Below are 13,000 nucleotides of genomic sequence, written 5' to 3' on the forward strand. Positions count from 1 at the left end.
GGCGTGCCGGGCCCTAGCGCGCCGGACGCACGACCATCGCCGAGCCGCCGCCGCGCCGTACCTTCTCGGCGGCGGCCAGCCACTTCCCGTCGGGCAGCCGCTGCACACCGGTGGCCGCGCCGATCTCCGGGTTGAGTTTGAAGCTGTGCCCGATCGCCTCCAGCCGGGACCGCAGGTCGCTGTTGTAGAGGGCCGGCTCCAGCTCGGTCTGGGCCGCGTTGCGCTGGCTGGCGCGGGGTGCGGCGATCGCGTCGACCAGGGGCAGCCGCCGATCCACGAACCCGGTGAGCGTCTGCAGCACGGTGGTGATGATCGTCGCGCCGCCGGGTGAACCGAGCGCCACGACGGGCCGGTTGTGCCCGTCGAGGACGATCGTCGGCGAGATGGACGAGCGGGGCCGCTTGCCCGGTCCCGGCAGGTTCGGGTCGTGCACGGCGGGGTTGGCCGGGGTGAAGGAGAAGTCGGTCAGCTCGTTGTTGAGCAGGAAGCCGCGGCCGGGCACGGTGATGCCGCTGCCGCCGGTCTGCTCGATGGTGAGCGTGTAGGCGACGACGTTGCCCCACTTGTCGGCCACGGTCAGGTGGGTGGTGTTCTCGCCCTCGTAGGTCGTGGGCGCCGTCGTACCGCCCTTGCCGCAGGCCGCCGGGTGACGCGGGTCGCCGGGGGCGAGCGGGCTGGTGAGGACGGCGTCGTCCTTGATCAGGCAGGCGCGGGAGTCGGCGAACCGCTGCGACAGCAGCTCTTTCGTCGGTACGTCCTCGAAGGCGGGGTCGCCGGCCCAGCGCCCCCGGTCGGCGAAGGCGATGCGGCTCGCCTCGATGAAGTGGTGCAGGTACTGCACCTCGTCCGCCTTCGAAAGGTCGCTGTTCTCCAGGATGTTGAGGGCCTCGCCGACCGTCGTGCCGCCGGAGGAGGAGGGTGCGATGGAGTACACGTTCAGGCCGCGGTACGACGTCCTGGTGGGTGCCTGGAGCTTGGCGCGGTAGACGGCGAGGTCCTTCTCGGCCAGCTTGCCCGGGCGGGCGTTCCAGCCGGAGGCGGGGTCGACCGGCGGGTGCTCGACCGTCTTGACGATGTCGTCGCCGATGTCCCCGCGGTAGATCGCGTCGACGCCCTCGCGGCCGAGCTGCTCGTAGGTGCGGGCGAGTTCGGGGTTCTTCAGCGTGGAGCCGACCTCGGGGAGCCGTCCGTTCGGCAGGAACAGCCGGGCGGTGTCGGGGAAGTAGCGGAACCGGGTCTCGTTGGACGCGGTCTGGGAGCGGAAGGTGTCGTCCACCGTGAAGCCGTCGCGGGCGATCCGCTCGGCGGGCCGCAGGACGGTACGGAGCTTCTCGCTGCCCCACCGGTCCAGTGCCGTCTGCCAGGTGGCGGGGGTGCCCGGGGTGCCGACGCTCAGGCCGCTGCTGACGGCGTCGGAGAAGGCGAGCGGCTTGCCGTTCTCCGTGAAGAGGTCGGAGTCGGCGCTGAGCGGTGCGGTCTCACGGCCGTCGACCGTGTGCACCGTACGGGTCTTGGCGTCGTAGTAGACGAAGTAGCCGCCTCCGCCGACGCCGGCGGAGTAGGGCTCGGTGACGCCGAGGGCGGCGGCCGTGGCGACGGCCGCGTCGACCGCGTTGCCGCCGTGCTTGAGGACGTCGATGCCGGCGGCGGAGGCGTCCGCGTCGACGCTGGAGACGGCTCCGCCGTAGCCGACCGCCACGGGGACCTTGGCGGGCCTGCCGTCCGTCGCCACCGCGGGCGGCGCCGTCGCGCCCGCCGACACCACGACGGCCGAGACCGCCAGAACCACGAGTTTCCGGGTACCAGGACGACCCATGCGTACCTCCCGTCGGGACAGTCCGCGCAGCGTAACCAGATCGCCGTAGTACCGACAGTACGCCTCGGTGGCCTGCCACACGACCGTCACACGTCGAACACGGGTACGTACCGGCCGCCCGGGCCCGCTACCATGCGCGGCCATGAACGACGACGTGCGCAACATCGTTTTGGGCGTCATCGCGGCGGGTGTCTCCGCCTCGCTGGGCTGGGTCGCCCGTACCTGTCTGTGGCGGCGAAGACTGCGGCGCAAGCAGGTCTTCTTCGGGCTGCCGGACCACTCCGAGTCGCTGCTGGTGGTCAACCGCAACGCGGGCGGGCCCGAGTTGTCGGTGATGCGGCACGACGTGTTCGCCCTGCTGGAGCTCTCCGCCCTCATCAAGGACTGCAACGCGCACGCGCAGGTCGTCGCGCACGACGCAACCCAGCAGGGGTTCGGCGAGCGCACGGAGTTCTGCCTCGGCGGTCCCGCCTCGAACCGCCGGATGGCGGCCCATCTCTCCTCACTGCTGCCGGGTGTCCGCATCAACGTCGAGGCGGAGGCGGGGCCGGAGCTCGGCGCCTTCAGGATCGGCGGGAACGACTACCGGATGGAGAGCGGGAAGAGCGAGTACGTTCTGCTGGCCCGGCTGACCGCGGGCGGACGGCACGACGCCCGTCCGGTGTTCCTCTTCTGCGGCCAGCGGGCCATCACCAACCAGGCCGCAACCCGCTATCTCGCCCGGCACCACGAGCGGCTGGCCCGCAAGCACGGCGCCGGCTCCTTCGTGCTGCTGCTGAAGGTGGTCAACTCGCAGGCGTACGGCCCGGATGTGGTCGAGCTGGTCGCCGATGTGACGCGGGCGGCGCAGACGCCGGTGCCGGAACCGGCCGCGACGGGCGCGGCCTAGGGTCCCGGGCGACCGCTGCGGCGTCGTCAGACCGTCGGGAATCCGCCGGAGTTGCGCACCTCGGACAGCGCCTTCTTGATGGTGACCTTCGCGAAGTAGCCGGCGCCGAAGAATATGCACTGGACGACGTACCAGAACTTCTCGGCCCCGGTCATCTCCACCAGCCCGTACTCGCTCAGGGCCTTCTTCACCGGGACCTTCTGCATGTAGGCGGCGCCGAAGTAGATGCAGCCCAGGATGTACCAGAACTTCTCCGCGGAGGTGGTGGTGCCCTGACCGAGGTACTGCCGTTCCGACATGACGTGCCCTGCCTTTCGATGACAACGGGGTGACTGAGGATCCGGGGGCGGTACGCGCCGGTCCGGACCCTTGCGGGCAGGCTCGGGCAGCAGTCGCGCCGGCGCGGACGCGCGGCGGCATGCTGAAGCACGAGTGGAGAATGGCGTGATACGCACTTGTCACGGTGCTGGTCGTCGTGACGACCAGCCGCCCCCGGATGCGCAAGCGGCAGCATAGGGCAAGAGATCTTGGTCGTCACATCGGTTCTCCGGGGCGCCCCCGCGCACCCCGCCCGGCGCGTCCGGATCGAGGCCGGCCCTCAACAGTCCCGCCGATCAACAATCTTTACCCGCACGTAACTTACCGACGGGTTACTTGCGGTAAGTCGACACGGTTACCGTCGGGTCACTTTGCACTGGACCAAGTGAAGGAGTGACCCATGGGACATGGCCGCACCCCCCTGCGCACCGCCGCCGCGGGAGCCGTCTCGGCCGCGCTGATCGCCGGCACCGTCGTCGGCCTCGCGCCGGCCGCCCAAGCCGCCCCGGCCGTCCGCTTCGTCGACATCACCGGCGACGGCGGCACCGTACTGAAGGCCAACGTCCTCACGCCCGCGGGCGCCGACGGCACGCGCGACTACCCGCTCGTCGTGCTGCCCACGAGTTGGGGCCTGCCCCAGATCGAGTACCTCGCGCAGGCCCAGAAGCTCGCCGACTCCGGCTACGTGGTGCTCACGTACAACGTCCGCGGCTTCTGGCAGTCCGGCGGGCAGATAGAAGTGGCCGGTCCGCCCGACATAGCGGACGCCTCCAAGGTCATCGACTGGGCCCTCGCGCACACACCGGCCGACCCGCAACGCGTCGGCATGGCGGGGGTGTCGTACGGCGCCGGGATCAGCCTGCTCGCCGCCGCCCACGACAAGCGCATCAAGGCCGTGGCCGCGCTCAGCGGCTGGGCGGACCTGATCGACTCCATCTACTCCGGCCGCACCCAGCACGTCCAGGCGGCGGCCGTGCTGGACGGGGCGGGCACCCTCACCGGCCGCGAGAGTCCGGAGCTGCGGGAGATCTTCGACAACCTCTACGCCTCGGACCTGTCCAAGGAACAGCAGATGATCGACTGGGGGAGGAAACGTTCCGCCGGGACCTACGTCGACCAGCTGAACAGCAACGGCGCCGCCGTCATGCTGGCCAACGCCTGGGGCGACACGGTCTTTCCCGCCAACCAGTACGCCGGCTTCTACGAGAAGCTGACCGGCCCCAAGCGGCTGGAGCTGCGCCCCGGCGACCACGCGACCGCCGAACTGACGGGCCTGTTCGGACTGCCCAACGACGTGTGGACGGACACGGAGCGCTGGTTCGACCACTACCTCAGGGGCGCCAACAACGGCATCGACCGCGAGCAGCCGGTCCAGCTGAAGTCCCGTAGCGCGGGGGGATACGAGGGCTACCCGGACTGGAAGTCGGTCGGCGCCACCCGGCGGAAGATCGCGCTCGCGGGCTCCACCACCATCCACGCCAACGTCGACTCGGGTGCGGACGGCGGGATCGTCTTCCTCTCCAGCATCCTCGACCAGGTCGCCCAGCTGCCGCCGATCGCCTCGATGCCGCTGCTGCCGCGCCGCTGGGCGGCCGTCTGGCAGTCGGAGCGGTACGGCACGGCCCAGCAGGTGCGCGGCACGGCACTCCTGCACACCACGCTCACCCCGACCAAGGAGAGCGGCACCCTCGTCGCGTACCTGTACGACGTGGGTCCGCTCGGTATCGGCAAGCTGGTCACCCACGCGCCCCTGAGCTGGCACGGGCGGACGCCGGGCGAGCCGTTCCGTGTCGACCTGGACCTGTTCTCCACGGCCTACGACGTCCCCGCCGGGCACCGTCTCGCCGTCGTGGTCGACACGGTGGACCCGCTCTACACCGAGCACAACCCGTCCGGCGCGCAGCTGACCTTCTCCTCGCCCTCGGACGACCCGTCGTACGTGTCCGTCCCGTTGCGCGAGCAGTGATCTCCGGCTGCCGCCGGACGAGCCTGGCCCGTGTGAACTGCCGCCCCCCTACGGTCTCGGGGCCGTGGGGGGTTCCCCACCCGGCAGCAGCGTCCCGGGGCCGGCCGTGGCGACCGCCACGGCCTCGGTCCTGGGACTGCGCTGCTCACGGCGGGACACCCGGCCGGCGAACCACGAGAGCAGCATGCACATCCCGATGTAGATCGGCGAGATCACCATCACCACGGGGATGAACGGCAAATCGTAGTCGAGGTTCGAGGCGATGAGCTTCCCGGCGTGGAGGAACTCCTCGTAGGTGATGAGATAGCCCAGGGAGGTGTCCTTCAGCGCGACCACCAACTGGCTGATGATGGCGGGCAGCATGGCCCGTACCGCCTGCGGCACGAGGACGTGGGCCATGACCTGGGACTTCCGCATGCCGAGCGCGAAAGCCGCCTCGTGCTGGCCGCGTTCGACGGCGTTGATCCCGGAGCGGAGGACCTCGGCGAGCACCGAGCCGTTGTACAGGGTGAGTCCGGCGACCAGCGCCGTCAGCGGCTGCGCCTCGAGCGCCACGAAAATGAAGAAGATCATCACCAGGACGGGCATGGCGCGGAAGAACTCCACGACGAGCGTGGCCGTCCAGCGCACCGGACGGTGGTCCGACAGCCGCCCGGCGGCCAGCACACCGCCGAGGGCGAGGGAGAGGACGGCCGCCGTCGCGAAGGCCTTCAAGGTGTTGCCGAGTCCGCGCAGCAGCAGTCTCTGGATGCCCTCGTACTCGAAGGGCATCCACTTGGCGTACGTGAACTGCTCCGTGTCCAACAGCAGATACAGGATCCACGCGACGAGCGCGAGGATGACGACGGCGGACACGGCACCGTAGAGGCGGTGGCGTCGCCGGGTGCGCGGTCCGGCGACGTCGTAGAGCGCGGTGGCCTCGGTCATCGGGCGACTCCGTACGTGCGCTCCAGGAAGTTGAACAGGGCGCTGATGGCGAGCGTGATGATCAGATAGCCGACGGCGATCCAGACGAAGGTCCAGACGATGTTGTAGCCCAGCTCGTTGATGGTCCTGTAGGTGCCGAGCAGCTCGGTGACGCTGAAGGCGCCCGCGATGGCGGAGTTCTTGGCCAGCGCGATGAGCGTGGAGCCGACGGGCGGGATGACGGACCGGAAGGCCTGCGGCAGGACGACCAGGTTCAGCGTCTGGCCGAAGGTCATGCCGAGGCTGCGGGCGGCCTCCCCCTGCCCTTTGGGCACGGTGTTGATGCCGGCACGCAGCGCCTCGCAGATGAACGCCGAGGTGTAGCAGCCGAGGGCGAGGACGGCGAACACCTGGAAGGGCAGGACCAGCCCGAACCGCGGCAGTCCGAGCAGCACCGCGAAGAACAGCAGGGTGAGCGGGGTGTTGCGCAGCACGGTGACCCAGACCGTGCCGAAGACGCGCAGAGAGGCGACGGGGGCTACCCGGAAGGACGCCATCAGGAAGCCGAGGAGGAGGGCCAGCAGGGAGGACCAGCCGGTCAGTTGCACCGTGCCGAGGAATCCTTCCCAGTAGACCGAGAAGTTGTCTGTCAGTACGTACATGCCGTCCTCGTCAGCTCGCCGGGTAGCGGTCGATCGCGGGCGGGTGGGGGGCGGGCACGCCCGAGAGGCCGAGCGTGGCGTCGTACGCCTTCTTCCAGTCGCCGTTCCCCTCGCGGGCCCGCAGCGCGTCGTCGAGGGCGAAGCGCAGGGCGTTGTCGCCGTGCGGGACGCCGATGCCGTACGGCTCCCTGGAGAACGGCCTGCCGACGACCTTGAGTTCATCGGGTGCCTTGGCGGCGTAGCCGATGAGGATGGCGTCGTCGGTGGTGACGGCGTCGACCTGGTAGGTGAGGAGGTTGTCGACGCAGATGGAGTAGGTGTCGTAGGCGACCAGGACCGCCTTCGGGTAGTCGGTCCTGATGCGCTGGTACGGCGTCGATCCGGCCGCCGAGCAGACGCGTCTGCCGGCGAGGTCCTGGGGGCCGTGGATGTCGCTCTCGTCCTTGCGGACCAGCAGGGACTGGCCGGCCATGTAGTAAGGGCCGGCGAACCCGACGAGCTTCTTGCGGTTGGCGTTGATGGTGTAGGTGCCGACGTAGTAGTCGATCTGGCCGTTCCGCAGCGCGGTCTCGCGGTTGGCGGAGGCGATGGTCCGGAAGCGCACGGTCTTCGGCGGGAAGCCGAGGGAGGCGGAGAGCATCTTGGCGATCTCGACGTCGAAGCCGGAGTAGGTGCCGGTCGCCGGGTCCTTCTCGGCCAGGTAGGGCTGGTCCTCCTTGGTGCCGACGACGAGGTGACCGCGTTTCCTCGCCCGGGTCCAGGTCCTGGAGCCGGGCAGACCGAAGCCCCGCGCCACCTGATGGACGGGGAGCTCGTCGGCGGCCGGGCCCTTGGCGGGCGGGCTGCCCTCCTTGCCGCAGGCGGCTGTGAGCAGCACGAGGGCGGCGGACAGCACGGCGCGCAGGGCGCGGGGCGCACGGGTGGTACGGAACACGGTTCGCACTCCCCCGGTCAGTGCTTGAGGATCTTGGAGAGGAAGTCCCTGGCCCGCTCGCTGCTCGGGTTGGTGAAGAACCCCTCGGGGCTGCGGTCCTCGATGATCCGGCCGTCCGCCATGAACACGACGCGGTTGGCGGAGGCGCGGGCGAAACCCATCTCGTGGGTGACGACGACCATGGTCATGCCGTCCCGGGCGAGCTGCCGCATGACCTCCAGCACCTCGTTGATCATCTCCGGGTCGAGGGCGGAGGTGGGCTCGTCGAAGAGCATCGCCTTGGGGTCCATGGCGAGGGCCCGGGCGATCGCCACGCGCTGCTGCTGGCCGCCGGAGAGCTGCGCCGGGAACTTGTCGGCCTGGTTCAGCAGGCCGACGCGGTCGAGGAGTCCGCGGGAGCGGCGGTCGGCGTCGTCCTTCTTGCGCCGACGGACCTTGATCTGGGCGAGGGAGACGTTCTGCAGAACCGTCTTGTGGGCGAAGAGATTGAAGGACTGGAAGACCATGCCGACCTCGGCGCGGAGCCGCGCGAGGGCCTTGCCCTCCGCCGGAAGCGGCTGCCCGTCGAGCGTGATGGTCCCGCTCTCGATGGTCTCCAGCCGGTTGATCGTCCTGCACAGCGTCGACTTGCCCGACCCGGACGGGCCGATGACCACGACCACCTCCCCCTTGCCGACGGTCAGGTCGATGTCCCTGAGGACATGCAGCTGCCCGTAGTACTTGTTGACGTTGCGCAGTTCGATCAACGGATCGACGGCCATCCGCAGCCCTACTCGCTCGCAGCTGTGTCGTGGTCGCCGCAAACTATCCAGCGCAAAGCGGAGTTGACGGACGACACGCACCTTCCGGGCATTAGCCGTATTTACACCAGCGGGGTGCGGGCGGGGGCGGACAGCGGGCTTACGCGGGGGTCCGTGCGCGGCCGCGGGATCAGGTCTCGGCGATCTCCGCGTACAGCTGCGACAGCTCCGGGGCGCCGCTCGCGGCCCACTCCTGTCCGGCCGCGACCACTTCGACCTCACGGCCCGAGGCGAGCAGCACGACGGGTTCACCGTCCGGGCGGATCCGCCAGACGGCGCCCGTCACCGTGCGCACCACCACCGTGCCCAGGTACAGCCCCGCGTCGTTGCCCAGCCAGGGCAGGATCTCGGCGTCGTCGCGCCAGCGCGGGACCATCTGGTCCAGGGCCTCCAGGGAGGCCGGGGTGTCGTCGAGGCGGACACCCGCCTGGGCCGCCTGCGAGCGGAGCAGTTCGCACTCCGACAACAGCGCCGCCACCGCCTCGGGGTCGGCGGCGAGCGCCGTGCGAACGTCCTTCTTGTGCCGGTGGCCCAGGAACGGAATGTTCATGGACCCAGCGTGGCATCAGACGTCGAGGTCGACCACCACCGGCGCGTGATCGGACGCGCTCTTGCCCTTGCGCTCCTCACGGTCGACGTAGGAGTCCTTGACAACCTTGGCGAACGGCTCGTTGCCGTAGACCAGGTCGATACGCATGCCGCGGTTCTTCGGGAAGCACAGCTGGCGGTAGTCCCAGTAGGTGAACGGGTGCTCGTACTTGAGGGGGCGCGGGACCACGTCGCTCAGACCGGTCTCGCGCAGGGCGGTCAGGGCCGCGCGCTCGGCCGGGGTGACGTGGGTGGAGCCCTCGAAGGCGGCCGGGTCGAAGACGTCGCCGTCGGTCGGCGCCACGTTGTAGTCGCCGAGGACGGCGAACGGGCGGCTGCCCTGCGCGTCGCCCTGCACGGCCGCCTTCAGGGCCTCGAACCACTGGAGCTTGTACGCGTAGTGCGGGTGGCCGACCTCGCGGCCGTTGGGCACGTACACCGACCAGACGCGGACCGGCCCGCACGTCGCCGAGACGGCGCGCGGCTCGACCGCGCCGTCGTAGCCCGGGTCGCCGGGCAGGCCCTTGACCACGTCCTCGAGGCCGACGCGGGAGAGCACCGCCACGCCGTTCCACCGGCCGGTCGCGTGCACCGCGGCCTCGTAGCCCAGCTCGCGCAGCTGGTCGAACGGGAACTGCGCCTCGGCGATCTTGGCCTCCTGGAGGCAGAGCACGTCGGTGCCGCTGCTCTCCAGCCAGGCCAGCAGCCGGGGAAGACGGGCGGTGATCGAGTTCACGTTCCAGGTGGCGATGCGCATGTCTCACAACCTACCTGCCGGGTGTGACAACCGGTCCCGGCTCACAGGTCGGCGAAGGCTCCCGGAGCGAGCCGCAGGTGCTCCGCACCGGCCAGGGCACCGATCTGGCGGTCGTAGATCGGGCGGGCGAGGTCGGTGAGCAGCGCGTCGTGCACGTCGTAGGCGCGCTGCGGCTCGACCTCGCGGACGTACTCGATCACCTCCGAGATCTTGTTCCACGGTGCCATCACCGGGAGCATCAGGGTCTCGACGGGCCGGTCGGGGACGGTGAGCGCGTCGCCCGGGTGGAAGACCCGGCCGCCGTCGATCAGGTAGCCGACGTTGGTGATGCGCGGGATGTCCGGGTGGATCACGGCGTGCAGCTCACCGTGGACCTGGACGTCGAAGCCGGCGGCGGTGAAGGTGTCGCCATGGCCCACGGTGTGCACCCGCCCGGGGAAGGCCGCGGTGATCCGGTCGGCGACGGACCGGAGCGTCCAGATCTCCGCGGCCGGGTTCGCCTCCATCGCCGTACGCAGCCGGCCCTCGTCGAAGTGGTCCGGGTGCTCGTGCGTGACCAGGATCGCGTCCGCGCCGGCCGCCGCGTCCTCCTCACTGAAGCCGCCCGGATCGATGACGAGCGTCCGCCCGTCCTTCTCGAGGCGGACGCAGGCGTGGGACTTCTTCGTGAACCTCATGTCTCACCATCCTGCCGCCTGCGGCCGCACGCGGCCTTCACTCGGCGGGTGTGGTCTCCTCGCGGATGACCTGCTGGGCGACCCGGAACGCGCTGTTCGCCGCCGGCACGCCGCAGTACACGGCGGCCTGGAGCAGCACTTCCTTGATCTCGTCCGGGGTCAGCCCGTTGCGCAGGGCCGCCCGGGTGTGCGCGGCCAGGTCCTCCAGGTGACCGCCGGTGACCAGCGCGGTCAGCGTGACGCAGCTGCGGGTACGGCGGTCCAGGCCCGGCCGGTCCCAGATCTCGCCCCAGGTGCAGCGGGTGACGAACTCCTGGAAGTCCCCGGAGAAGTCGCCGGCCTGCGCCAGCTCCTGGTCGACGTGCGCGTCGCCCATCACCTCCCGGCGGATCTTCAGCCCGTTCTCGTACCGGTCGGGCTGTCCGGCGGGGCGGGCCGGCACGGCGGCCGGGGCGATCTCCGCGACCGGTACGGGCTGCGGCGGCGCGAGCGGGACGGGAGCGGCAGGGATGCCCGGCAGGGCCGTCTGGCCGGTGTCGTAGGACTGCTGCCAGGCGGTGGCGAAGTGGTGCGCCAGCAGGTCCGTGACGGCGGCGGGCTGCTCGACCGGCACGAGGTGGGAGGCGCCCGGCACGACGGCGAGCCGGGCGTCCGGTATGCCGGCGACCAGCGTGCGGGCCTCGGCGGGGCCGGTGACCTGGTCGTCGGAGCCGACCAGCACGAGCGTCGGCACGCCGATCCGGCCCAGTTCGGGCCGTACGTCGAACGCGGCGAGCGCCTCGCAGGCGGCGATGTAGCAGCCCGGGTCGGTGGTGCGGACCATCTGCACGGCCCACTCGGTGATCGCGGGCTGCGCGGCGGCGAACCCGCCGGTGAACCAGCGGTCCGGTGAGGTGCGGGCGATCGGGTCGAGCCCGTTCGTGCGGACGATCACCCCGCGCTGCCGGAACTCGTCCGCGGTGCCGAACCGGGGCGAGGCCGCGACCAGCGCCAGCGAGGCGACCCGCTCCGGGTGGCGCAGCGCGAGCTCGATGCCGACCGCGCCGCCCAGCGCGCACCCGGCGTACCCGAACCGCTGCACGCCGAGCGCGTCCAGCGTGGCCAGCAGCCGAGCGGTCACCTCGGCGACCGAACCCGCCGGGTGGGCCGGGGCCCCGCCGTGTCCCGGCAGGTCGAACCGGAAGACCCGCCACTGCTTCACCAGCTCCGGTATCTGGCGGTCCCACATGTGCCAGGTGGTACCCAGTGAGGGACCCAGGATCAGGACCGGAGCGTCTTCTGGCCCGTCAAAGCGGTATTGCAGGGTGTTCGGTGGTGTCTCACTCACGCGTCAGACCCTCTCACGTCTCACGGACGCCCCTATAACGCGGGGTTGCGGGAAACCGGTCTGACCAGGTTGAAGACCTCGCGGGCGGCATACCGCTTGAGGCATCGGACGATCTCACGTCGGGTCCTGCCCTCCTGGGTGCGGCGTTCGTAGTACGCCTGGGTACGGGGGTCGTGCCGCAGCCGGGTGAAGACGATGCGGTGCAGGGCGGCGTTGGCCTGCCGGTCGCCGCCGTAGTTGAGTCGGTGCGTGCTCCGACGGCCCGAGGAATACTCGACGGGGCTGACTCCGCAAAGGGCAGCAAAGGACGCTTCAGTGTTCAGTCACTCGGGGTCGTCTCATGGTGATCAGTAGAGTGACGCCGCTGTCCGGACCGATGCCCACGGGTACGAGCAACTGTGGGGCATGGCGTTCGACGAGCCGGGTCAGCCGCTGGTTCAGCTCATCGATCTGCCCGGGGAGCTGCTCAATGCGCTCGGCGAGCATGCGCAACGTCAGGTAGGTGGCCTGGGCCACCGCGTCCTCGTCACCCCCACCGCCGGGTGGGCCGAGGCGTGCGCGGGTGCGGAACAGCTCGCGGTTGCCCAGGCTGGACAGCTGTTCCCGAGGGGCGGGATCGGCGATGACCAGAACGGCTTTGAGCTGGTTGATCGCCTGGGTACGGGCCTTGACCGCGGAGTCCTTGCCGAGTTTCGACGTCCGGGCGCTGTGCACCGGACCGTCGCCGGACTTGGCCCGGGCCGTCCGGGCGCGACCGCTGAGCACGGCCCGCGCGGCGACCTGCGCATCGAGCGGGTCCGACTTCCCCAGCAGCCGGCGGGCCGAGCGGTCGGGCCGGTTCACCTCATATACCTCGACCTGCTGAGCCGGCAGGTAGCGGGACAGGCCCGCGCCGAAGGTGCCTGTGCCCTTCACACCGGCTCGGCGCACCGTACCCCGCTCGCGGGCCCAGACGAGCAGCCGGCGGAACGGCGGCATTCGTGATCCACCGGCTCGACTTCGAGCACGCGGAAAGGATCGCCGTGCACCGGTACAGTCGCGCGCTGCCCGGCGGCCCGCGCCGCAGCACCGACACTGCACGACCCCCCGCGACCAGCACCGTCCAGGTCGCCGACCGTCGGCGCGGTTCGTTCCGACGGGTTTCGGCGCTGTATCACGAACCGACGCAGGCGCATGCAGAGGTCTCGACCGGCGGGTCCCCGCCCCAGGTGGTCCTCCTCCCGAGGAGCAGCATGGGCAAGCCATGATCGTTCTCATCGCCGTGATCGGCCTCCTGGCCGTCCTGGCCCTCGCCCTGTCCGTGAAGGTCGTCAAGCAGCACGAGAAGGGAGTGCTGTTCCGCTTCGGCCGACTCGTCGGA

Annotated in this window: 14 protein-coding genes; 2 read left to right on the forward strand and 12 right to left on the reverse strand. The window is 70.5% G+C overall.

Annotation, left to right across the window (positions count from 1 at the left end):
- Positions 1-13: 13 nt before the first annotated feature.
- Positions 14-1,816, reverse strand: a complete 1,803-nt coding sequence (gene ggt / locus BLW57_RS09120) for a gamma-glutamyltransferase (RefSeq protein WP_093480615.1) — start codon at positions 1,814-1,816, stop codon at positions 14-16.
- Positions 1,817-1,958: 142 nt separating this feature from the next.
- Here ggt and BLW57_RS09125 point away from each other — a divergent pair, with 142 nt between their 5' ends.
- Positions 1,959-2,705, forward strand: a complete 747-nt coding sequence (locus BLW57_RS09125; RefSeq protein WP_093473536.1) for a hypothetical protein — start codon at positions 1,959-1,961, stop codon at positions 2,703-2,705.
- A 26-nt stretch (positions 2,706-2,731) separates the two neighbouring features.
- Here the strand turns inward: BLW57_RS09125 and BLW57_RS09130 are convergent, their stop codons facing one another.
- A complete protein-coding gene (locus tag BLW57_RS09130; RefSeq protein WP_093473538.1) occupies positions 2,732-3,004 on the reverse strand; it encodes a hypothetical protein in 273 nt (90 codons plus the stop codon).
- 419 nt (positions 3,005-3,423) lie between these two features.
- Between BLW57_RS09130 and BLW57_RS09135 the strand changes: the two genes are divergently transcribed.
- Positions 3,424-4,989 carry a CocE/NonD family hydrolase gene (locus BLW57_RS09135; RefSeq protein ID WP_093473540.1) on the forward strand — a complete coding sequence of 522 codons (1,566 nt, stop codon included), beginning with the start codon at positions 3,424-3,426 and terminating at the stop codon, positions 4,987-4,989.
- A gap of 48 nt (positions 4,990-5,037) precedes the next feature.
- On the opposite strand, the gene BLW57_RS09140 is transcribed toward BLW57_RS09135, so the two are convergent.
- From BLW57_RS09140 to BLW57_RS09180, 10 genes are all read right to left on the reverse strand, one after another.
- Positions 5,038-5,916, reverse strand: coding sequence for an amino acid ABC transporter permease (locus BLW57_RS09140; protein WP_093473542.1), 879 nt, complete (start codon positions 5,914-5,916; stop codon positions 5,038-5,040).
- A complete protein-coding gene (locus BLW57_RS09145; RefSeq protein WP_093473544.1) occupies positions 5,913-6,557 on the reverse strand; it encodes an amino acid ABC transporter permease in 645 nt (214 codons plus the stop codon). The genes BLW57_RS09140 and BLW57_RS09145 overlap by 4 nt, the downstream gene beginning before the upstream one ends.
- Positions 6,558-6,567: 10 nt before the next feature.
- Complete coding sequence (locus BLW57_RS09150; protein ID WP_093473546.1) at positions 6,568-7,491, reverse strand: glutamate ABC transporter substrate-binding protein; 924 nt, start codon at positions 7,489-7,491, stop codon at positions 6,568-6,570.
- A gap of 17 nt (positions 7,492-7,508) precedes the next feature.
- Positions 7,509-8,252, reverse strand: coding sequence for an amino acid ABC transporter ATP-binding protein (locus tag BLW57_RS09155; RefSeq protein ID WP_093473548.1), 744 nt, complete (start codon positions 8,250-8,252; stop codon positions 7,509-7,511).
- A 169-nt stretch (positions 8,253-8,421) separates the two neighbouring features.
- Positions 8,422-8,841 carry a DUF6278 family protein gene (locus tag BLW57_RS09160; RefSeq protein ID WP_093473550.1) on the reverse strand — a complete coding sequence of 140 codons (420 nt, stop codon included), beginning with the start codon at positions 8,839-8,841 and terminating at the stop codon, positions 8,422-8,424.
- Positions 8,842-8,856: 15 nt separating this feature from the next.
- Positions 8,857-9,636, reverse strand: coding sequence for an exodeoxyribonuclease III (locus BLW57_RS09165; protein ID WP_093473552.1), 780 nt, complete (start codon positions 9,634-9,636; stop codon positions 8,857-8,859).
- 41 nt (positions 9,637-9,677) lie between these two features.
- Positions 9,678-10,313: an MBL fold metallo-hydrolase gene (locus BLW57_RS09170; protein ID WP_093473554.1), complete on the reverse strand. Its 636-nt coding sequence runs from the start codon at positions 10,311-10,313 to the stop codon at positions 9,678-9,680.
- Positions 10,314-10,350: 37 nt separating this feature from the next.
- Positions 10,351-11,640, reverse strand: a complete 1,290-nt coding sequence (locus BLW57_RS09175) for a bifunctional 3-oxoadipate enol-lactonase/4-carboxymuconolactone decarboxylase PcaDC (protein ID WP_093473556.1) — start codon at positions 11,638-11,640, stop codon at positions 10,351-10,353.
- A gap of 32 nt (positions 11,641-11,672) precedes the next feature.
- Positions 11,673-11,963 carry an IS110 family transposase gene (locus BLW57_RS42220; RefSeq protein ID WP_256339807.1) on the reverse strand — a complete coding sequence of 97 codons (291 nt, stop codon included), beginning with the start codon at positions 11,961-11,963 and terminating at the stop codon, positions 11,673-11,675.
- On the reverse strand, positions 11,953-12,618 hold the full coding sequence (locus BLW57_RS09180) for an IS110 family transposase (protein ID WP_256339442.1): 666 nt from the start codon (positions 12,616-12,618) through the stop codon (positions 11,953-11,955). The genes BLW57_RS42220 and BLW57_RS09180 overlap by 11 nt, the downstream gene beginning before the upstream one ends.
- Positions 12,619-13,000 lie beyond the last annotated feature (382 nt).

The sequence above is a fragment of the Streptomyces sp. 1222.5 genome (genome assembly GCF_900105245.1).
Classification (GTDB): Bacteria; Actinomycetota; Actinomycetes; order Streptomycetales; family Streptomycetaceae; genus Streptomyces; species Streptomyces albidocamelliae.

Coding starts and splice junctions, on each gene's coding strand:
- BLW57_RS09160 (WP_093473550.1), bottom strand. CDS start 8,841: ATGAACATTCCGTTCCTGGGCCACCGGCACAAGAAGGACGTTCGCACG.
- BLW57_RS09145 (WP_093473544.1), bottom strand. CDS start 6,557: ATGTACGTACTGACAGACAACTTCTCGGTCTACTGGGAAGGATTCCTC.
- BLW57_RS09180 (WP_256339442.1), bottom strand. CDS start 12,618: ATGCCGCCGTTCCGCCGGCTGCTCGTCTGGGCCCGCGAGCGGGGTACG.
- ggt (WP_093480615.1), bottom strand. CDS start 1,816: ATGGGTCGTCCTGGTACCCGGAAACTCGTGGTTCTGGCGGTCTCGGCC.
- BLW57_RS09140 (WP_093473542.1), bottom strand. CDS start 5,916: ATGACCGAGGCCACCGCGCTCTACGACGTCGCCGGACCGCGCACCCGG.
- BLW57_RS09125 (WP_093473536.1), top strand. CDS start 1,959: ATGAACGACGACGTGCGCAACATCGTTTTGGGCGTCATCGCGGCGGGT.
- BLW57_RS09135 (WP_093473540.1), top strand. CDS start 3,424: ATGGGACATGGCCGCACCCCCCTGCGCACCGCCGCCGCGGGAGCCGTC.
- BLW57_RS09155 (WP_093473548.1), bottom strand. CDS start 8,252: ATGGCCGTCGATCCGTTGATCGAACTGCGCAACGTCAACAAGTACTAC.
- BLW57_RS09165 (WP_093473552.1), bottom strand. CDS start 9,636: ATGCGCATCGCCACCTGGAACGTGAACTCGATCACCGCCCGTCTTCCC.
- BLW57_RS09170 (WP_093473554.1), bottom strand. CDS start 10,313: ATGAGGTTCACGAAGAAGTCCCACGCCTGCGTCCGCCTCGAGAAGGAC.
- BLW57_RS09130 (WP_093473538.1), bottom strand. CDS start 3,004: ATGTCGGAACGGCAGTACCTCGGTCAGGGCACCACCACCTCCGCGGAG.